An 18,949-nucleotide genomic window follows, 5' to 3' on the forward strand; every position below is an offset into this window, starting at 1 on the left:
GAGTGTCCTGCGGTTATTCGCATTCTTTTTCGCGTTCGAAGTAATCACGCAGCAAGCCTACTCGTTTGGGGCGGAAGGATTCCTCCAGGAACTCAACTGACTGGATCCGGTCGAGCCGGAACATGCGGAAATCTTCTCGTAGGCAGCACCAAGAGATCAGGGCCTGAACCTCGCTGAAGAAGTAGATGGTGAGCGGCCAGACTTTGCGTTTTGACAGGCGGTCCTTCAGGTCCAGATAATTCAGAGACACCGCCTGTTCATTCCAAATTGCTTCGCGAAGACCGGGGAAGTCTGCCTCTGATGTAGGCGTGTTGCGCAAGATGTGGCTGCCGACTGTCGCATGCCGCAATCGTTGGCGCATACTTTGCGGAAGGCTTGCTTCCAACTTCACCAAAGCATTTTGGGCTGCATACGTGAACTCTATGTTGCCAAGTTTAGCGACGGTATGCAGGCCAAGAGCCAGCGCTTCCACCTCATCAGCTTCAAAATGCATTGGCGGCAATGAGGGGTCTTCTGTCAGCGTGTAGCCGAACCCTGCTTCCCCATCGATGATTGCGCCAGAGGACCGAAGGCTTTGAATGTCGCGGTAGATGCTGCGCTCTGAAACTTCCATTTCCAAGGCCAGCCTTGATGCTGTCACCGGGGAAGGCAATCGCCGCAGGACTTGCATCAGACGAATTAAGCGGTCAGAGCGGCTCACGAACAGTCTCCAGTTTCAACATGTCTATGCATGATTGAGTTTGAGTATAACCATGCTGACAAGAATTGTCAGGAGCCCCTTCGTATTTAGGTGCAGCACAGAGCTAACACATCAAGTTCCATGAAACTGGTCAAGGAAACCGGCATGTCGCACTTAAAGACTATTTTTGTAATCGGAGGTCTCCTCGCAATGTCTACAACTTTTTCAACCACTGCTTCAGCTGCTGAAACTGCGCATAAACTCACTATCGTCAATCCCCAGAGCCTCTATGATCCGTCTGCCCATGGCTACAGCGTGTCCGTGGTAGCGCCAGCTGGCGCACGGGTTGCCTATGTTTCCGGGCAAGGTGGTGCTGATGACAAAGGCGCTTATTCGCCTGATTTTTCGGTACAGGTTAAGCAGTCATATGCAAATCTGAAAAAGGTGCTTGATGCGCTTGATGCCACACCAGCTCAAGTTGCCAAGCTTACCGTCTATGTGGTTGACCATGATCCGTCGAAGCTTGGGGTGTTGACCCAGAATGTGATGGAGATGTTTGGAGAAACGCTGCCGGCGCAGACGCTGGTTCCTGTTCCCAAACTGGCAATTGATCCTATGCTGTTTGAAGTGGAAGCAGTCGTTATTCTTCCTTAGCTCATTGCAGGGTAATCCCTGCCTACTGCGTTTAATGATGCCTTTGCAGAAGTTGAGGCATCATTGCCGGAGTGTTTTAGCGCGCGATGAGCGAGACGAATATCTGAACGCCAGCAGCAGGAGGCCTGAGGATGCATGATGTGATTGTGGTTGGGGGGAGTTACGCCGGAATGGCCGCTGCCTTACAATTGTTGCGTGCTCATAGATCTGTTCTGGTGATTGATGCAGGTGAGCGACGGAACCGCTTTGCCGAGCATGCCTACGGTTTTTTGGGGCAGGATGGGATGAGGCCTGATGACATATGGAAACAGGCGAGAGACCAACTTGATGCCTATCCGGGGCTCACTTGGTATACGGGGACGGTTCAGGAAATTTCTGGTGAGATTGGAATGTTTCGTGTTTGCACCGATATGGGCGCGGATTCTACTGCTCACCGGATTTTGTTGGCTACGGGTGTTCGTGATGAGCTGCCCGATATTCCGGGTTTGTTAGAGCGCTGGGGCAAATCGGTTTTGCATTGCCCATACTGCCACGGTTATGAGCTGAGTGACGGGCCAATCGCTGTTATTGCCTTCAACCCTGTCTCTCTGCATCAGGCTGAGATTATGCCGGAGTGGGGACCAACGACCTTTTTCACGAATGGTGCGTCTTCACTGGAGGAGGAGCAACGAGCACATCTGCTTCGCAGGGGCGCTACACTCGAAGATGTCGGGATCAGTCGTATTGAGGGTACTGCCGATATTGTGCTTGAAGATGGCCGTACATTGCCGTTTTCTGCGATCTTTGTTGTTTCCAACACCTATCCATCCAGCATGCTTGCTCAGACGGCTGGGTGTGCGTTGGAGGATCACCCTATGGGGCAACAGCTTGTGACTTCCGAGTTCAAGGAGACGACCGTTCGTGGTGTCTTTGCCTGTGGTGACGTTGCCCGCGTTCCGCATTCAGTTTCCTTTGCCGTGGGGGACGGTGTCTGGGCCGGAATGCATGTGCATCGGTCTTTGATTGATCCGGATATGTAGAGCGACTGAGTTAAGCTTATCGTTTTGAAACCACTGTTTGTTCCCAGCCTTTGATGAGTGCTGCGCGGCGTCCGGGGTATCTATCTTTTTGAACTTCCACAGAGTGAACCCGGTCGGTGCGGAAATGCCGGTAGTCCTCTCTGGTTTCGCACCACGCGACGATGTAGCGGACCTTATCCAGATAGGCGATGAACAGAGGCCAGATGATGCGGGTGGTGAGTTGCTCGCTCTGGTCTTTGTAGATGAGCTGCAGTTTGGTTCTGCTTCGGATGGCGCGTCTCAGGATGACGCCGTCGAACTGATCGCTGGCAGGTGGTTTGGTTGCGATGGGTTTGACGCCAGCATCCAGTATGATTGGGCGCAGCTCTTGTGGGATGGCAGCAGAGAGTTTGGCGACCAGATCTCTGGCGGAGCGGGCGAGGGATGGATCTGCCTGTGTTGCCACCCATGCGGCGCCCAGTGCAGCGGCTTCCAATTCGTTAGCAGTCAGCATCAATGGCGGCATGTCATAAGCATCATCCAGCACGTAGCCTGTTCCGGCTTCTCCGGTGATGGGCACGCGCTGGGCCATGAGTTCTGCCATGTCGCGATACAATGTGCGCAGGGAGATTTCGAGCTCGTCTGCGAGAGCGCGTCCTGTGACAGGAGACCGGCTGGACCGCAAAATCTGGATGATGTGGAAAAGGCGTTCCGTGCGACGCATTGCGGGCTCCTGCTGTCATGCTGCTGCCACAACGGTGTCAGCAGCGCCACTGTATCAAGGGTTCAGCACCAAGCAAGATGTTTGCGAAGACTGAGGAAATCCAGATGATACACTTTGAGCGTTCTTTGATGATTGATGCCCGCGCGGATGCAATTTGGAATGTGCTTGGCAAGTTCATGCAGATCGATGAGTTTGCTCCGCTGTTGAAGTCCGTTGATGCACTGACGGAGGGGCCGGATGGGGTTGGCTCCAAGCGGCGCTGTCACTTTGAGGATGGTAACTCCGTGGTTGAAGAAGTGATCGAATGGGAGACAAATCACCGATATCGCGTTCGGCTGTCAGAGGCGCCCTCCATGCCGCTGCATGAGGCTTATGCGGAGATCTGCATAAAGCCACACACCCAAGGTCGGTCTCTGGTGGTGTGGAGCATGGATTACCGCATGAAGTATGGGCCGCTTGGATGGTTGATGGGCCAGACCCTGCTTAAAATGATGATGGGCAAGGTGCTTGATGCGAACCTGAAAGGCCTTTCTGAAAAGGTGAAAGCGCTAAGAGCAATTGCGGCTTAGAGCGGAATACGCTTGACGAAACCCATGCAGGCTTTGATATGAGTCAGTGGTTCGGGTGGGTTAGGTCCTTATAGTTCCAGTCGGACTCGCGAAATGGAGTATCCTGATTGTGACTGGTTTCTGGCGTTTTTGTTCTGCAGCTGTTGTAAGCCTTGCGCTGTTTGTTGGCGGCGGGGCTGGTGCGTTTGCGCAGGAGCCGGAGCGGATACTGGTGTTCGCCGCCTCCAGCCTGAAGGATGTGCTGGAAGATGCTGGCGCGCAGTTTGATCAATCCCATAACACCAAGACAGAGTTCTCCTTCGGTGGTTCGCAGACCATCACCCGCCACGTTGTGGCCGGTGCGCCGGCTGATGTGCTGGTGACAGCGGATGATGCGTGGATGGCGTATGCCGTGAAGAATGGTGTGCTGGTGGATGACAGCGTGGTGGAGCTTGCCTCCAACGGGCTTGTGCTGGTTGGCTCTGAGGTGCAGAGCGCAGAAGCTGTTGAGCTGAATGCAGAAGCCTTGCAGTCTGCATTAGCGGATGGGCGTTTGGCGATGGGAGAGCCGGAGACGGTGCCTGCGGGGCGTTATGGCAAAGAAGCGCTGACCAACCTCGGTTTGTGGGAGAATGTTGCTCGTCAGGTGGCTCCCATGGAGAATGTGCGTGTTGCTCTAGCCGCTGCTGCGCGGGGTGAAGTGCCATTGGCGCTGGTCTATTCTTCTGACGCGAAGGTGGAACATGGTGTGCGGGTGCTTGCGGAAATTCCGCAGGACAGTCATCGTGCTATTGTTATTCCGGGAGCCTTGACCTCTGGCCATTCCGAGGCTAGCGAAGGATTTATGGAGTTTTTGAAGAGTGCTGAGGGGCGCAAGATCTTTCAGGCTCATGGTTTCAAAGTGAGTGGCGATTGAGCTTTTATCTGACGGATGCAGAATGGGCAGCGATCCAGCTGTCGCTGCAGGTTGCGAGCCTTGCAATTGCGATTGCGCTGCCGCCTGCGGTTCTGCTCGGCTATGCTCTCGCCCGCTGGAAGTTTCCCGGATACACACTGGTGAATGCCTTGGTGCATTTGCCGATTGTGCTGCCGCCTGTAGTGACGGGTTATGTGCTGCTGGTGCTGTTTGGGCGGCAGGGTATGTTGGGCAGCTTTTTTGCTGATGTGTTTGGCATTGTGTTTGCCTTCCGCTGGACAGGAGCTGCGCTAGCTGCCGGGATCATGGCGTTTCCGATGATTATTCGTCCGGTGAAGCTTTCCTTTGAGTTGTCTGATGGGCAGTTGGAAGAAGCGGCGCATTCGCTGGGAACGTCTCGCCTCAAAACCTTTCTGCTGATCACGCTGCCACTGGCGCTGCCGGGTATCCTGAGCGGTGCGATCCTTGGGTTTGCTAAGGCAATGGGTGAGTTTGGGGCGACGATTACGTTTGTTTCCAACATTCCCGGTGAGACGCGCACGCTGTCGCTGGCGCTTTACACGGAGATGCAGAGCCTTTCTGGTGATGCAGGAGCGATCCGCCTGACGGTGATTGCGATTGTGGTTTCCATCTGTGCGCTGGTGTTCTCTGAGGTGATTTCACGACGCCTCTCCCGCAAGTTGGGAGGGCAGCATGATTGACGTCGATATCTCCAGCCGGTTGGGTGACTTCTCGCTTTCTGCCAAGTTTGAGGTGAACAGTGGGATCACGGCGATCTTTGGTAAGTCAGGGGCTGGCAAATCCTCGTTGATCCGCATGATTGCTGGGCTGTCCGCTCCGGATAATGGCCGTATTGCGCTGGGCGAGCGGGTTGTTTTTGACCGGGCTGCTTCCATCAACGTGCCTATTCAGCAGCGCGGGGTGGGCATGGTGTTTCAGGATTCCCGCCTGTTTCCGCATATGAATGTGGAGCGGAATCTGCTTTACAGCCAGTGGGCGGCGGGGCGGAAATCTGCCGTTGGGCTTGCTGAGATTGCAGAGCTGCTGGGTATCTCCCACTTGCTGAAGCGGCGGCCTCATGGTCTTTCCGGTGGGGAGAAGCAGCGTGTGGCGATTGGGCGGGCATTGCTTTCCAATCCGCAGCTGCTTGTGCTGGATGAGCCGCTGGCGTCACTGGATGCCTCGCGTAAAGCGGAGATCCTACCGTATCTTCTGAAGTTGAAGAATGAGTTCGGTATTCCGATGCTGTATGTGAGTCACAGTCTTGGTGAGATTGAGCAGTTGGCGGATACGCTGGTGCTACTGGATGCCGGGTCTGTGGTGGCACATGGGCCAATTGCGCAGATGCTGAGCAATCTGGAGCTGCCGCAACTGGCGAGTGGACCGGATGCTGGTTCCCTGCTGTTTGCCACGCTGAACACCTATGATGAGCAGTGGCAGATCACTGAGTTTGGCCTGGAAGGGCAGGTGCTGCAGTTACCGGGGCAGTTGGGTACTGTAGGGCAGGATGCCCGCATTCGCATCAAGGCAAAGGATGTGGCTCTGGCTCGTAAAGCGCCGGAGGAAGCATCCGTTCGTAATGTGCTGTCCGTTGTGATTGAAGGGATTACGGAGACCTCTGGCCCTTATGCTGAAGTGGATTGCCGGGTTGGGGAACAGCATTTGCGGGCTCGTTTGACGCGTCACTCCGTGCATGAGTTGCAACTGGTTGCCGGACAACAGGTATTTGCTTTGATCAAAAGTGTTGCGCTAGACCAGTGAACGAACACGCGTTACACCGTACGTGATTGAGTGCATTTGGTGATGTCTCGGGAGGTATCGCCACCATATTCTAAATCGGACAAGCGACGTGAACAGGACAAGCAGATCTGAGCGATGGCAGCGGGTCTCCAGTGTTGCACTGGTGACGTTTGCTATATTTGCGCTCGTGGTTGCCTGGGTCGCGATGCAGTTGAGCAGCCAGTTTTATATGGCTGACTTGCAAACGCGTGGGCAGGCGACCTTATCTGTGCAGGCCGCTGGGCTTGAGAAGTATCTCGATAAGTACCGCTTGTTGCCGCCGTTGCTGGCGCGGCGCTCTGATATTGTGCAGATCCTTGCCAATAATGAACATGAGCGCGGGCAGAATGTTGCCAAGGTGATTGCTGGTATGTCTGGTGCGCAGGAAGTTTGGTTCCAAAAGCCGGATGGCCAGATTGTTGCTTCCAACCTGGTTGATAACGCCAGTATGGCAGAGCAGGGCATGTCCTCTTATGCGGATGCGTTGCAAGCGGCGCGGCAAGGGCGGCTTGGGCGGCAATTGGTGCTATCGCGCAGTGGTGGACCTGCCAGCTATGTGTTTATTGCTCCGGTTCGGCAAGGGGAGCAGGACTACGGCTTTATTGCGGTTCGTGTGAGCCTTGAGGGGGTTGAGCAATCCTGGGCACTTTCCAAGGATCGTCTTGTTGCTGTTGATCAGAATGGCATTGTGGTTGCCACTAACCAATCTACTTGGCGTGGTGAACGGTTGTTTGCACAACGTACGACGCGACGTGGACGTGTGTCCGCTACTCTCAATGGGGTGATTGAGCAGCGTTGGTATGATTTGAATTTCCAGCTTGTGCGGTTGAGCCCGCCTTTCAATAAGCCCAACTTCCAGATGATTGAGCAGGAGCTGCCTGTGCTGAACTGGAAAGTGGTGTTGTTTGCCGACACTTCTCAGGTTCGTCAGCAGTCTATCTGGGCTGCTCTGGTGGCTTTGCTGCTGTGTGTTGTCAGTGGTGGATTGTTCTGGATGGCGGGTGAGCGGCGACGGCGGTTGCTCGAGCGTATTCGGCAGGACAAGGTTTATGCGGCGCGGCTGGAAGAGCGCGTGCATGAACGTACCCGTGAGCTTTCCACTATGAATGCTTTGCTGGCGCAGGAAGTGAAAGAACGTGAGGCAGCAGAAACCGGACTGCAACAGGCACAGGCCAGTCTGGTGCAGTCTGCAAAGCTGGCGACATTGGGTGAAATGTCTGCTGCGCTGTCTCATGAGTTTAACCAGCCACTGGGCGCGATCCGTACGCACTCAGAAAATGCGCAGGTGTTGATTGAGACCGGTAAGTCAGACCGGGCGTTGAAGAGCCTAGGCAAGATTGTTGCCATGGTGGAGCGCATGGCGGCGATCAGCCAAATCCTGAAAGGCTTCACCCGTAAAGCGGGGCGTGATCTTACTCCGGTGAAGGTTTCTGCCGTTGTTGGCGAAGTGCTGATGCTGACGGGCCCCCGTTGCAAACAGATGGGCGTGCACACTGAGGTGGTGCAGGACGATAAGTCCATTGAGGTTCTGGCTGGGCAAGTGCGTCTTGCGCAGGTGCTGATGAACCTGATGAGCAATGCGCTGGATGCCATGAAGGTGCAAGTTGAGCCGTGTATCCGGATTTCGGTTGCTCACCATGAGCAGCAAGTGATTATCCGCTTTGAGGACAACGGCCCCGGTGTGCCAGAGGATGTTGTTGCGAGCATTTTCGACCCGTTCTTCACTACAAAGGATGTGGGTGAAGGATTGGGGCTTGGCCTTTCCATTGCCTATAAGATAATCGAGGATCTTGAAGGGCAGCTGCGCTATGAGCAATCTGAGCTTGGTGGTGCATGTTTTGTGATTGTGCTGAAGGATGCCTCGGAGACTTCCGGCGATCTTGAGGAAGAAGAAGTTTAGTATGGACGTATGGGCAATCGATAAAGCCACCATTCTTCTTGTCGATGATGATGAGGATATGCGTGAGGCGCTGGTGGAAGGGCTGGAACTGGCTGACTATCACGTGGTGTCGTTTTCTCGTGCTGAAGAAGCGCTCGAGCACATCACGCATGAGTTCTATGGTGTTCTGGTCAGCGATATCCGTATGCCCAAGATGGGTGGCTTTGATCTGATGAAAGCTGCTTTTGAGATCGATAGTGCTTTGCCTGTGGTGCTGATTACGGGCCATGGTGACGTGCCGCTGGCAGTGGAAGCCATGCGGGCCGGGGCCTATGATTTTAAAGAGAAGCCGTTTCCGGTTAGCGGGCTGGTTGCCGTTGTTGAGCGCGGGCTGGAAAAACGCCGTTTGACACTGGAAAACCGCGTGCTGCGTGAAGAACTGGGCAAGCTCTCTGGTCTGGAAGAGCGCATTGTTGGCAAATCACCGTCCATGGAAGAGCTGCGGAGTACGATTACCGCGCTGTCTGGCACGGATGCGGATGTGCTTATTCTGGGTGAGACTGGTTCTGGTAAAGAGGTCGTCGCGCGTGCTTTGCATGAAGAAGGCCTGCGCAAAGACGGGCCATTTGTAGCGCTGAACTGTGGCGCCCTGCCTGCAGATATCATCGAGAGCGAGCTGTTTGGGCATGAGAAAGGCGCATTTACTGGTGCAAGTGGTCTGCGTATTGGCAAGCTGGAACATGCACATGGCGGGACGGTGTTTCTGGATGAGATTGAGTCCATGCCACTGGACTTGCAGGTAAAGCTGCTGCGGGTGTTCGAGACGCGAACGATTGAGCGGCTCGGGTCAAACAAGTCCATTCCGCTGGATCTGCGTTTTGTGGCTGCAACCAAGGAAGATTTAGAGGCAGCCTCTAACGAAGGGCGGTTCCGGAAGGATCTGTTTTATCGCCTTAACGTGATTACACTGGCTATTCCGCCTCTGCGGGAACGCTTGGAAGATATTCCGGTGCTGTTCCACTATCTGACGCGGGGTGCGCGGGCGCGCTATCGGAAAGAAGTGCCGGAGATTTCACGGGAGTTTCTCGGTGAACTGATGCAGCGTGAGTGGCCGGGAAATGTACGCGAACTGCGCAATGTGGCAGACCGGTTTGTGCTGGGGTTGGAAGGTCAGCCAAAGGCAGCTGGCGCGGCGGTTGTCGTTTCGGGTCCGCAGAGCGGTACTCTGGCTGAGCGCGTAAGTACCTATGAACGCGATATTATTGCTGTCGAGCTTGAGAAGAACGACGGCAAGATCAAGCCGACATACGAGGCCCTCTCCGTTTCCCGTAAGGCGCTTTATGAGAAGATGAAGAAGTACGGGCTTGGTAAGGACGAGATTGGTGAATGAAGATGTGTCGAATTCGACACATTTTTGAGTAGTCAATGTTACTTATTCGTAACAAATGCAATTTGAATGATTAGGTAGATATCCGTAAGTAGCTGAAAATACTATTAGTATTAAAACTGGCACGCAGATTGCTTTTAGTATCGCGAGGGGCTTCGCTCCGTTCCATCTGGGAGGATACTATGAAGAAGATTATTACTGCTGCCACAGTTGCAGCTGGCATGTTCACCGCTACTCAGGCTGTTGCTGCTGAAGCGTGTGATCCGGGTGAAGTTGTTATCAAGTTCAGTCACGTTGTGTCTGCTACCGGCCACCCAAAGGGTGACTTCGCGACTGCATTGGCAGAGCGCATCAACAATGAGATGAATGGCAAAGCCTGTATGCAGGTTTTCCCAAGCTCCCAGCTGTTTGATGATGACAAAGTGATGGAAGCTCTGCTGCTCGGCGACGTTCAGATCGCTGCGCCTTCTCTTGCTAAGTTCGAAGCTTACACACTCAAGTATCGTGTGTTCGACCTTCCGTTCCTGTTCTCCGACATGGATGCAGTGAACAACTTTACGCAAGGGGAAAAGGGTCAGGAACTGCTGGGCGCGATGTCTGACATCGGCTTTGTTGGCCTCGGCTACGTTTACAACGGCATCAAGCACTTCTCCGCTAACAAGCCGCTGTTGTCACCTGCTGATGCTGCTGGCCTGAAGTTCCGCGTTCAGACCTCCGACGTTGCTGTTGCGATGATTGAAGCGATGGAAGCAAACGCACAGAAGCTTGCGTTTAAAGAAGTATACGGCGCACTGCAGACCGGCGTTGTTGATGGTCAGGAAAACACCTGGTCCAACATCTACACCAAGAAGTTCTTTGAAGTTCAGGACGGTATTACAGAAACCAGCCACCAGCTGCTGTCTTACCTTGCTGTGACCTCTCAGGAATGGCTTGATAGCCTTGATCCAGAAGTTCGCGATCAGTTCATCACTATCTTCACCGAAGTGACCAACGATGCGAATGCTCGCTCTTCCGCTATCAACGAAGCTAACAAGCAGAAGATCATTGAAGCTGGTGTAGAAGTTCGTACTTTGACACCTGAGCAGCGTCAGCAGTGGGTTGACGTTATGAAGCCTGTATGGGGCAAGTTTGCTGATGACATCGGTCAGGATGTGATCGACGCTGCTGTCGCAGCAAACAACTAATCCAATACATTTTGATAAGTCTGCCCGGCCATTGGCCGGGCGGACCCTGAAAAACCACAATGGTTTCTTTCTCCGTGCCGCAACACACTGAGAAATGAGAGTGCTATTGGGGGAGGGCGCTTTGTCTCGACTAAATAAAATAATAGATGCTTTCGAAGAAGGGTTTATCGCCACCATCCTTGCGGTGATGACGTTGGTCACCTTCTGGCAGGTCGTCATGCGGTACGGCTTTAACTCGGGTTGGGGTGGCGCGCTACAGTTCACCCGCGTGCTGTTTGCATGGCTTATTCTCTTCGGCATGAGCTACGGCCTGAAAATTGGCTCGCACCTTGGCGTTGATGCTTTCATCCGCTTGTTCCCTAAACCGGTTTTCCGCACCTTCGGGTTGATTGGTGCGCTGGTGACGCTGCTTTATGCGGCGCTGCTGTTTGATGCAGACTGGTTTGGCTGGTTGCTCGGGCTTGATAACCGTGGTTCTTCCGGCGGTGCATTCGACTACGTTGCCAAGTACTACAAGCTTCCAATTGGCATGGAAGATCTGAAGTTTCCTGAGTGGTATCAGGAGATGTTTGGCGTGAAAGAGCGTGTTCCACGGTGGTGGGGCTATGTCATCTTGCCAATCGGTCTTGCCCTTCTGGCTTTCCGGTCGCTGCAGATGTGCTGGTTCATTCTGACTGGCCAACGCGACACGATGATTGCCGCGCACGAAGCTGAAGAGCTCGTTGAAGAAAACAAAGACGTGCTGAAGGACTAAGCCCAATGGAAACTGCTGTTCTCTTTTTGCTGCTCTTTGGGCTGCTTCTTATCGGGGCACCAATCGCGATTGCGCTTGGTTTGTCTTCCGTTCTCTACATCGCATTGTTCTCTCATGACTCCATGAGCTCTGTAACTATTCAGATGTTCAATGCATCACAGAACTTTACACTGCTTGCTATCCCGTTCTTCATTCTGGCTTCCAGCTTCATGTCCACTGGCGGCGTCGCGCGCCGTATCGTGAACTTTGCTGTTGCGACAGTTGGCTGGGTGCGTGGTGGTCTGGCTATGGCCGGCGTGCTGGCCTGTATGATCTTTGCCGCGCTTTCCGGCTCTTCCCCTGCGACTGTGGTTGCGATTGGAACGATTGCGATTGCTGCGATGCGTCAGGCTGGATACTCTAAGGAGTTTGCTGCAGGTATCATCGCTAATGCTGGTACACTGGGTATTCTGATCCCGCCTTCCATCGTGATGGTTGTTTATGCAGCTGCAACCAACGTTTCTGTTGGGCGCATGTTCCTGGCCGGTGTTATTCCGGGCATTGTGGCTGGTTTGATGCTGATGGTGACGATCTACATCATCGCGCGTAAGAAAAATCTGCCAGCTCAGCCTTTCCCAAGCATTCGGGTGCTGTGGTCTACGTTTGCTGAAGCTGCGTTTGGTATGTTCCTGATCGTGATCATCCTTGGCGGCATTTACGCAGGTGTGTTTACGCCAACAGAAGCTGCTGCTGTTGCTGCTGTTTATGCATGTCTGATTGCTCTGTTTATCTATCGTGACATGGGGCCGTTGAAGGACAAGAAATGGCGTAAATCGGGTGAAGGACTGCTTGAGGCAATCGTCCGTAACATTGGATTGAGTGTTCTTTACTTCTTCCCTGCCTTTTTCCACCGGGATACACGCAAAGTGCTGGTTGAGAGCAGTAAGACCACGATCATGCTGATGTTCATCATCGTGAATGCGCTGCTCTTTGCTCACACACTCACTGCTGAGCGTATCCCGCAGGTCATTACCGACTGGATGTTAGGTGCGGGTTTCAACTGGTTCACCTTCCTGATTGCCGTCAACATAATCCTGCTGATTGGTGGTCAGTTCATGGAACCATCCGGTCTGCTGTTGATTGTGGCACCTGTGGTGTTCCCGATTGCTGTGGAGCTGGGCGTTGATCCAATTCACTTGGGTATCATCATGGTGGTGAACATGGAGATTGGCATGATCACACCGCCGATCGGGCTTAACCTGTTTGTGACCTCGGGCATAACGGGCATGAGCCTGGTGCAGGTGGTGCGCGCAGCTGCGCCGTTCGTGATGGTTCTACTGGTATTCCTCGTATTGGTCACGTACTTGCCATGGCTTTCCACGGCGCTACCGACCTATATGATGGGGCCAGAGGTTATCGTCAGATAGTTTGCTGGAACCAAGATATGTTTTGAAAAGCCGGGGCATCTGCTCCGGCTTTTTTGTTGCTGCTTATTCGAGGCAAATGCGCCGCAATAGCTTAGGCGGATTTTGGGGGTAAACTGCGATAATGGGCGGGTACCCTAATGTTGCCGTGAGGAGCTGATGAGGAGAGCATTTACTGCCGTAATTCTCGCTCTGGGCATTGTTTTTGCCGCACCTGCATTTGCCCAGATTGATTGTAAGCTTGGTGAAGTCGTCATCAAGTTCAGCCATGTTGTGCCACCGAGAGGGCATCCCAAAGGGGATTTTGCGCGCATGTTGGCAGAGCGGGTGAATACTGAGATGAATGGCCGGGCATGTATGCAGGTGTTTCCCTTTTCCCAGCTTTATGATGATGAGAAGGTGATGGAAGCCCTGATACTGGGCGATGTGCAATTGGCTGCGCCCTCTCTTTCAAAACTGGAAGTGTACACCAACAAGTACCGGCTTTTTGACCTGCCTTTCCTGTTTGAGGATATGGACGCGGTGCAGCGATTTACTGCCAGTGAAAAAGGACAGGAATTGCTTGGTGTCATGTCTGATTTTGGGGTTGTTGGGCTTGGGTACCTTTTTGATGGATTAAAGCACTTTTCTGCTGATAAGCCGCTGCTCGTGCCTTCTGACGGGGCAGGGCTGAAGTTTCGGGTACAAAACTCTGATGTGGCAGTTGCGATGATTGAGGCGATGGGGGCGAGTGCGCAGAAGCTTGCGTTCAAAGAGGTTTACGGGGCTTTACAGTTGGGAGTTGTTGATGGGCAGGAGAATAGCTGGTCCAATATTTTCACGTCACGGTTCTTTGAGGTTCAGGACGGGATTACTGAAACCAATCATCAGCTGCTGGCTTATGTTGTGTTTGCACCTAAGGAGTGGTTGGAAAGCCTGGAGCCTGATTTGCGGGAGCAGTTTTTGACTATCTTCCGGGAAACGCTGGTTAAGGCCAACGGGCAAGCTGCAAAGACGAGCGAAGAGAACCGGCAGCGGATTGTTGATGCGGGTTACACCGTCCGTGAGCTGACGCCGGAACAGCGGCAACAATGGTCGGATGTGATGCGGCCTGTATGGGGCGAGTTTGAAGATGAGATCGGCAAGGATCTGATTGACGCCGCAGAAGCAGCTAATGTGACCAAGAACAACTGATGGACTTCTAATCAATCTGAAAGCTATTGCGTGAATACGTCTATTTCGTATGATCAATGTTGATCATGTGATAGGTGTGCGATGTCTGAAGTTATTTATCTTTCTGCCAAAGAAGCTGCCAATGAGTTGGGCGTACGTCCGGCCACGCTCTACGCTTATGTAAGCCGCGGGCTGATCCGCTCTGTTCAGGGGCCGGGGCGGACGCGGCTTTATGATGCTTCAGACATTCGCTTCCTGAGAAGTCGCCGGGCTGGAGAAGGTCCTGAGGAGCGAGAAGGGCAATCGCGTAGTGCTGCTGCCAAGGGCGTGCTTGAGACCAAGCTGACGCTTTTGACAGATGAAGGGCATTATTACCGTGGTCAATCTGCATTGGAACTCGCGAAGGCTGGGACGCTTGAGAGTGTGGCCACGCTGTTGTGGGATTGTGAGAATGATCCATTTGCTCAACCTGCTCCAGATGCCGTCGAGGTGGTGAACGGGCACCGGCGGCCAGTTGAGCGAGCTATTGTGACTCTCTGTTCCTGGCCGGAGCAAGACAGCGCCGCCTACACATTGTCTCAGGAGCTGCTCAAGCGGAAAGGGGCTAGCCTCATTCGCCTTGCAGCAAGTGCGTTGCTGATGCAAGCGCCGAGCACTGAGCCGATGCACAGACAGATTGCGCAGGCATGGGGTGTGAAGAATGAAAAGGCCATCGATCTGATCCGTGCAACGCTTGTTTTGTGTGCGGACCATGAGCTCAATACCAGCGCATATGCGGTGAGATGTGCTGCTTCGACTCGGGCGCCGCTGCATGCTGTTCTTGTTTCCGGACTTGGGGCGTTTATGGGCCCCAGACATGGAACAAACGCAGAGCGTGTGCTGAGTTGGCTGAAGCATATTCATGTAGTTGACGATATAGAGAAGGTGTTGCAAGAGCGATGTATGAACGGAGAATATCTGCCGGGACTTGGGCATTCCGTATACGGCGGGCCTGATCCGAGGGGCGAATTTCTATTAGACAAACTCATGCAAAGTGAGCTGGATCACCCGCTTGTTGAACTGATCCCACCGTTGCTGGAAAGATCTCGTGAGCTTTTCGGAAAGCACATGAATGTGGATTTTCCACTAGCACTTTTGGAGCAGATTTTGGGCTTACCAAAAAATTCTGCAGGAATTTTGTTTTGTATTTCAAGAATTAGCGGCTGGATTGCTCAAGCGCTCGAACAGTATCAAATGCAAGAACAAATACGTCCGCGTGCTGCATATGTTGGTATTCGTCCGACCTAAAGCAGGCGTCAGTTGAATAGTTAATTTTTTTGATCTTTAACCTAGGCGTGTATCTAGGAGCTATTCTATGATCTCCTAGCGTAAAATTGATAATGTTATGTTCTTTCTCTGTAATGAAATTTATATCGATTATTTTGTCTGTATACCTAAAAGTATTCCGTAGATTATCAATAATTGAGTAGTTCATGTGTGGTGTTATCTATTGTGGAAATGTGCTCTTTTACATAATTTTTGACGTGACCTAGTTGATTTGAGGGTGTTCAAATTGGGGAGGCGCTATGTTACGTCTACATCATTAATCGGAATATTGGTTGTATCTCTCACTCTATCAAGAATAAGGCATTTCATGAATCGTTTGCCCCCTTTGAATGCTTTGGTCGCGTTTCGTGCAGTTATGGAAACTGGGAGTTTGGTTTCGGCGGCCCAAAAGCTAGCAATTACCGCTAGTGCGGTCAGTCACCGGCTCAAAGCGCTGGAAGATCACCTGGGATTGGAGCTGTTTGAGCGCCGTTCCAGAGCGGTTTTCCCGACTGCAGCGGCCTATCGATATGCCTCGGAGATTGCCGAGGCATTTGACAGAATCTCGACTGCGACGCGCACTATTGAGGCCGTCGGGAACAGAGATACCTTGAGTATCCATTGTTCCTCAAGCTTCGCCAGCAATTGGCTGCTGCGCCGCCTTCGCTCTTTTACTGCGCATAATTCAGAGATCACGGTGACTGTTTCCAGCAGTGGCTCTGATCAGAATATTGAAGGCGGGCTTTATGACCTTGTCTTCACACGCCAGTCCAATACTCCAGAAGAGTTTCAGGAGATCTCTTTGGGACGCGAGAAATTTCGTCCGCTGATTTCACCTGAACTGCTGGACAATCTTGGCTACCCGAAAAAGCCGAATGAGTTGCTTAAACTGCCGATTATTCGCAGTGAAGGTGCCACGGTTTCCTGGGAGACATGGCTATCTGAAGCTGGTGTTCCAAACCCGATCGTCAACGAGATGATGGTGTTTGAGAATGCGGCTCTTTCTCTTGACGCTGCCGAAAAGGGGTTCGGCATTGTTCTAGAGTCCAATCTGCTGAGTGCCGAAGCTGAAACCGCCGGACGCCTTGTGCCGATCTTCCCTGAATATCAGCGGGATGGTCGTGAACATAAGCTGATGTGGCGTGAGAAGCGTGGAGCTGAGCCAAAAATTCGCAGCTTCCGTGATTGGTTTGAAAATCAGTTGCGCTACGATTTCGTAGATGAAGAAGCTTATGAACCAGTGGCTGCGCTCGTCGATTAAGCGAGTGTTGCTGTTTGTAGCTGACGGCGGGGGCAATTAACCGTCAGCTTACATGAGTGTTCTTATGATTTGGGTGGGTACTTAGGTATCTGCCCATTTCTTTGTAAGCATAGTTATACGGATTTATTGGAGTGGTGTGTTGCTGAGCGATGGAATTGCTGTAACCCATCAAACTGGGTGAGACAAAATTGTTCTGTTCATCCTTGATGAAATCCCTTAGAAGCACCCCTAAATACGCGCCCTTTTGCTTTTTCCCAAAGACACTGCCGAGGCGCTGGTCAATAGCTCGACAACAGAGCATTAGAAAACACCAGAGAATTTGGTCGCCACTATGAGAACTTCAGAACTCCTGATGCCTGCGGGCAACCTTCAGAAGCTAAAGATTGCTGTGCTTTATGGAGCAGATGCTATCTACCTTGGTACGCCAGATATGTCCCTGCGTACGAAGGCAGAGTTTACGCTTGAGCAGGTTGTTGAGGGGATTGAATTTGCGCATAAGCATGGCAAGCGTGTTTATCTGACGCTGAACCTGTTTTCTCATAACAAAGACGTTCCTAAACTGAAGGAATATGCTGAGACCATTCGCGATATTAATCCGGATGGATTGATCATTGCTGATCCGGGTGTATTCCAGTTTATGCGTAAAGAGCTGCCAAATGTGCCGCTGCATATTTCCACGCAGGCGAACGTTTGTTCGTGGCTTTCGGTTGATTTCTGGAAAGAGCAGGGCGCTGATCTGGTTGTGTTGGCGCGTGAAGTGTCCTTTCCTGAGCTTTCTGAAATTCGTGAGAAGTGCCCAGACATCCGTCTGGAAGCGTTTGTTCATGGTGCGATGTGCATGACCTATTCTGGTCGCTGCCTGCTTTCAAACTTTATGGCAGAGCGTGGCGCGAACCAGGGGAACTGTGCAAACTCCTGTCGTTGGAATTACAAAGTGCGCATGCGCATGAAAGATGGCACGATCAACGAGCTTGAGCTGAACGAAGACAACATGGACATGTTTGAGTTCTTGCTGGAAGAGGGGTGCCGCCCTGGCGAGTTAATGCCAATTCTGGAAGATGGTCGTGGTTCTTACATTCTGAACTCCAAAGACCTGTGTCTGATGCCGAAGCTGAATGACTTCCTGCGTATTGGCGTGGATTCTCTGAAGATCGAAGGGCGCGGCAAGTCCATGTACTACGTTGCGGTTGTTGCACGTGCCTACCGCATGGCGATTGATGACTACTATCGTGACCCTGAGAACTGGAACCCGCAGAAGTACATGGATGAGATGTATAGTGTTGCCAACCGTGGCTACACCACTGCGTTCCATGAAGGCCGTTTGAACAACTACGCTCATAACTATGAAGACACACACTCTATTGGTGAGTGGGAGTTTGCCGGCATTGTTGAGAAGGTGACTGACGAAGCGTTCTACATGAAAGTGAAGAACAAGATCGTTGCCGGGGAAGTGCTGGAATTCCTACAACCCCTGTCTGACGACAGTGTCTTGCTGCGTATCTATGAGTTTGAAAATGCGAAGTCTGGTGAGATTACGCAGGAAGTACACGCTGGCAAGCAACCGCTGGTGCGAATCCCGTTCTCCTTGTTCGACAAAGACGATGCAGCGGACTTTAAGGATCGCTTCCCGGTGAACACTGTGGTGCGTAAAGAGCGTCCGTTGACACCAGAGCAGTGGAGCCGCCTGAAGCTGGACCGGACTGCAGAGCGTATTGAAGCGCATGGTGAAGCGACGAATGCGCAGCAGAACAAGTATGAGAGCCAGCGCGATCGATTGATTGATGCGATTGCTGAGGGAAGTCAGGATCGTAAACCAAAATCTCCTCGTCTTGGCTTGGAAGGTTGTTGTGGTCGTGGCTGTAATGGTTGCATGATTTTCTGGGAAGATCCGAAGTTTGAGAAGGCTCGCGAGATTCTGAAGACTAAAAAGCAGGGTGTGATGCTGGCGCGTAATGCGTTGAAGCACGAAGTCAGCTGATAGCTTAGCTGAATTGATGCATTCAAAGCCCTGGTCCAAAAGACCGGGGCTTTTGTTTTGCCTGAATTTTGCCTCAACTCACTGAACTTCAAAGAAAAAGTCATGTTTATTGAGATGTTTAACTATTATTAGTAATAATTTATGTATGTTTTAAGCATGAGTCATTCAAGTGTATGAGCGTGACGTTGGGATAGTTTATCTTGTTGTTTTGAATGACTTTTTATGGGGTACGTAAATACGCTGATCTTACTTGCTTGGTCTCTGGCGGCACAGCTAGGTTGTGGTGGTGAGAGCTTAGCGGCTAGGGAATTATCTGCACTGGATGTGCAGTTTAGAAGGTAATTCAAG

17 protein-coding genes are annotated in these 18,949 nt (G+C 52.3%); 15 read left to right on the top strand and 2 right to left on the bottom strand.

Features of this window, described 5'->3' with window-relative positions:
- Positions 1-13: 13 nt before the first annotated feature.
- Positions 14-700: a helix-turn-helix transcriptional regulator gene (locus tag BM231_RS12320; protein WP_063300303.1), complete on the bottom strand. Its 687-nt coding sequence runs from the start codon at positions 698-700 to the stop codon at positions 14-16.
- 144 nt (positions 701-844) lie between these two features.
- Here BM231_RS12320 and BM231_RS12325 point away from each other — a divergent pair, with 144 nt between their 5' ends.
- Both BM231_RS12325 and BM231_RS12330 read left to right on the top strand, forming a co-directional pair.
- A complete protein-coding gene (locus BM231_RS12325) occupies positions 845-1,333 on the top strand; it encodes a RidA family protein (RefSeq protein WP_093520228.1) in 489 nt (162 codons plus the stop codon).
- Between the two features lie 131 nt (positions 1,334-1,464).
- Positions 1,465-2,352: an NAD(P)/FAD-dependent oxidoreductase gene (locus tag BM231_RS12330; protein WP_093519793.1), complete on the top strand. Its 888-nt coding sequence runs from the start codon at positions 1,465-1,467 to the stop codon at positions 2,350-2,352.
- A gap of 16 nt (positions 2,353-2,368) precedes the next feature.
- Here BM231_RS12330 and BM231_RS12335 read toward each other — a convergent pair whose 3' ends face one another.
- Positions 2,369-3,055 (bottom strand): helix-turn-helix transcriptional regulator, encoded by a 687-nt coding sequence (locus tag BM231_RS12335; RefSeq protein WP_093519795.1) that lies wholly within the window; start codon positions 3,053-3,055, stop codon positions 2,369-2,371.
- Positions 3,056-3,159: 104 nt separating this feature from the next.
- Here BM231_RS12335 and BM231_RS12340 point away from each other — a divergent pair, with 104 nt between their 5' ends.
- From BM231_RS12340 to BM231_RS12400, 13 genes are all read left to right on the top strand, one after another.
- Positions 3,160-3,624 carry an SRPBCC family protein gene (locus tag BM231_RS12340; protein WP_208860313.1) on the top strand — a complete coding sequence of 155 codons (465 nt, stop codon included), beginning with the start codon at positions 3,160-3,162 and terminating at the stop codon, positions 3,622-3,624.
- 109 nt (positions 3,625-3,733) lie between these two features.
- On the top strand, positions 3,734-4,519 hold the full coding sequence (gene modA, locus BM231_RS12345) for a molybdate ABC transporter substrate-binding protein (RefSeq protein WP_093519797.1): 786 nt from the start codon (positions 3,734-3,736) through the stop codon (positions 4,517-4,519).
- Entirely contained in the window at positions 4,516-5,220 is a 705-nt protein-coding gene (gene modB, locus BM231_RS12350) for a molybdate ABC transporter permease subunit (RefSeq protein ID WP_093519799.1), read from the top strand. The genes modA and modB overlap by 4 nt, the downstream gene beginning before the upstream one ends.
- Positions 5,213-6,280, top strand: a complete 1,068-nt coding sequence (gene modC, locus BM231_RS12355) for a molybdenum ABC transporter ATP-binding protein (protein ID WP_093519801.1) — start codon at positions 5,213-5,215, stop codon at positions 6,278-6,280. The genes modB and modC overlap by 8 nt, the downstream gene beginning before the upstream one ends.
- Positions 6,281-6,368: 88 nt before the next feature.
- On the top strand, positions 6,369-8,198 hold the full coding sequence (locus BM231_RS12360) for a sensor histidine kinase (protein ID WP_093519803.1): 1,830 nt from the start codon (positions 6,369-6,371) through the stop codon (positions 8,196-8,198).
- A 1-nt stretch (position 8,199) separates the two neighbouring features.
- The gene (locus BM231_RS12365) at positions 8,200-9,567 is read left to right on the top strand and encodes a sigma-54-dependent transcriptional regulator (protein ID WP_093519805.1); all 1,368 of its coding nucleotides are present in this window, start codon (positions 8,200-8,202) and stop codon (positions 9,565-9,567) included.
- 179 nt (positions 9,568-9,746) lie between these two features.
- On the top strand, positions 9,747-10,748 hold the full coding sequence (locus BM231_RS12370; protein WP_093519807.1) for a DctP family TRAP transporter solute-binding subunit: 1,002 nt from the start codon (positions 9,747-9,749) through the stop codon (positions 10,746-10,748).
- A 121-nt stretch (positions 10,749-10,869) separates the two neighbouring features.
- Positions 10,870-11,502 (top strand): TRAP transporter small permease, encoded by a 633-nt coding sequence (locus BM231_RS12375; RefSeq protein WP_063290431.1) that lies wholly within the window; start codon positions 10,870-10,872, stop codon positions 11,500-11,502.
- Positions 11,503-11,507: 5 nt separating this feature from the next.
- Positions 11,508-12,908 (top strand): TRAP transporter large permease, encoded by a 1,401-nt coding sequence (locus tag BM231_RS12380; RefSeq protein WP_057460816.1) that lies wholly within the window; start codon positions 11,508-11,510, stop codon positions 12,906-12,908.
- 156 nt (positions 12,909-13,064) lie between these two features.
- Positions 13,065-14,078 (top strand): DctP family TRAP transporter solute-binding subunit, encoded by a 1,014-nt coding sequence (locus BM231_RS12385; protein ID WP_093519809.1) that lies wholly within the window; start codon positions 13,065-13,067, stop codon positions 14,076-14,078.
- Between the two features lie 81 nt (positions 14,079-14,159).
- Positions 14,160-15,344 (top strand): citrate/2-methylcitrate synthase, encoded by a 1,185-nt coding sequence (locus BM231_RS12390; RefSeq protein WP_093519811.1) that lies wholly within the window; start codon positions 14,160-14,162, stop codon positions 15,342-15,344.
- Positions 15,345-15,690: 346 nt separating this feature from the next.
- Positions 15,691-16,623, top strand: a complete 933-nt coding sequence (locus BM231_RS12395; RefSeq protein ID WP_063291799.1) for a LysR substrate-binding domain-containing protein — start codon at positions 15,691-15,693, stop codon at positions 16,621-16,623.
- 331 nt (positions 16,624-16,954) lie between these two features.
- Positions 16,955-18,601: a U32 family peptidase gene (locus BM231_RS12400; RefSeq protein WP_093519813.1), complete on the top strand. Its 1,647-nt coding sequence runs from the start codon at positions 16,955-16,957 to the stop codon at positions 18,599-18,601.
- The last annotated feature ends 348 nt before the right edge of the window (positions 18,602-18,949 follow it).

Origin of the sequence: Pseudovibrio ascidiaceicola (assembly GCF_900114245.1) — a bacterium.
Lineage (GTDB): Bacteria > Pseudomonadota > Alphaproteobacteria > Rhizobiales > Stappiaceae > Pseudovibrio > Pseudovibrio ascidiaceicola.

Excerpts from the sequence above, each read along its gene's own strand:
- BM231_RS12390 (WP_093519811.1), top strand. The coding sequence starts at position 14,160 with ATGTCTGAAGTTATTTATCTTTCTGCCAAAGAAGCTGCCAATGAGTTG.
- BM231_RS12340 (WP_208860313.1), top strand. The coding sequence starts at position 3,160 with ATGATACACTTTGAGCGTTCTTTGATGATTGATGCCCGCGCGGATGCA.
- BM231_RS12400 (WP_093519813.1), top strand. The coding sequence starts at position 16,955 with ATGAGAACTTCAGAACTCCTGATGCCTGCGGGCAACCTTCAGAAGCTA.
- BM231_RS12370 (WP_093519807.1), top strand. The coding sequence starts at position 9,747 with ATGAAGAAGATTATTACTGCTGCCACAGTTGCAGCTGGCATGTTCACC.
- BM231_RS12365 (WP_093519805.1), top strand. The coding sequence starts at position 8,200 with ATGGACGTATGGGCAATCGATAAAGCCACCATTCTTCTTGTCGATGAT.
- BM231_RS12335 (WP_093519795.1), bottom strand. The coding sequence starts at position 3,055 with ATGCGTCGCACGGAACGCCTTTTCCACATCATCCAGATTTTGCGGTCC.
- modC (WP_093519801.1), top strand. The coding sequence starts at position 5,213 with ATGATTGACGTCGATATCTCCAGCCGGTTGGGTGACTTCTCGCTTTCT.
- BM231_RS12380 (WP_057460816.1), top strand. The coding sequence starts at position 11,508 with ATGGAAACTGCTGTTCTCTTTTTGCTGCTCTTTGGGCTGCTTCTTATC.
- BM231_RS12385 (WP_093519809.1), top strand. The coding sequence starts at position 13,065 with ATGAGGAGAGCATTTACTGCCGTAATTCTCGCTCTGGGCATTGTTTTT.
- BM231_RS12325 (WP_093520228.1), top strand. The coding sequence starts at position 845 with ATGTCGCACTTAAAGACTATTTTTGTAATCGGAGGTCTCCTCGCAATG.
- BM231_RS12330 (WP_093519793.1), top strand. The coding sequence starts at position 1,465 with ATGCATGATGTGATTGTGGTTGGGGGGAGTTACGCCGGAATGGCCGCT.
- BM231_RS12395 (WP_063291799.1), top strand. The coding sequence starts at position 15,691 with ATGAATCGTTTGCCCCCTTTGAATGCTTTGGTCGCGTTTCGTGCAGTT.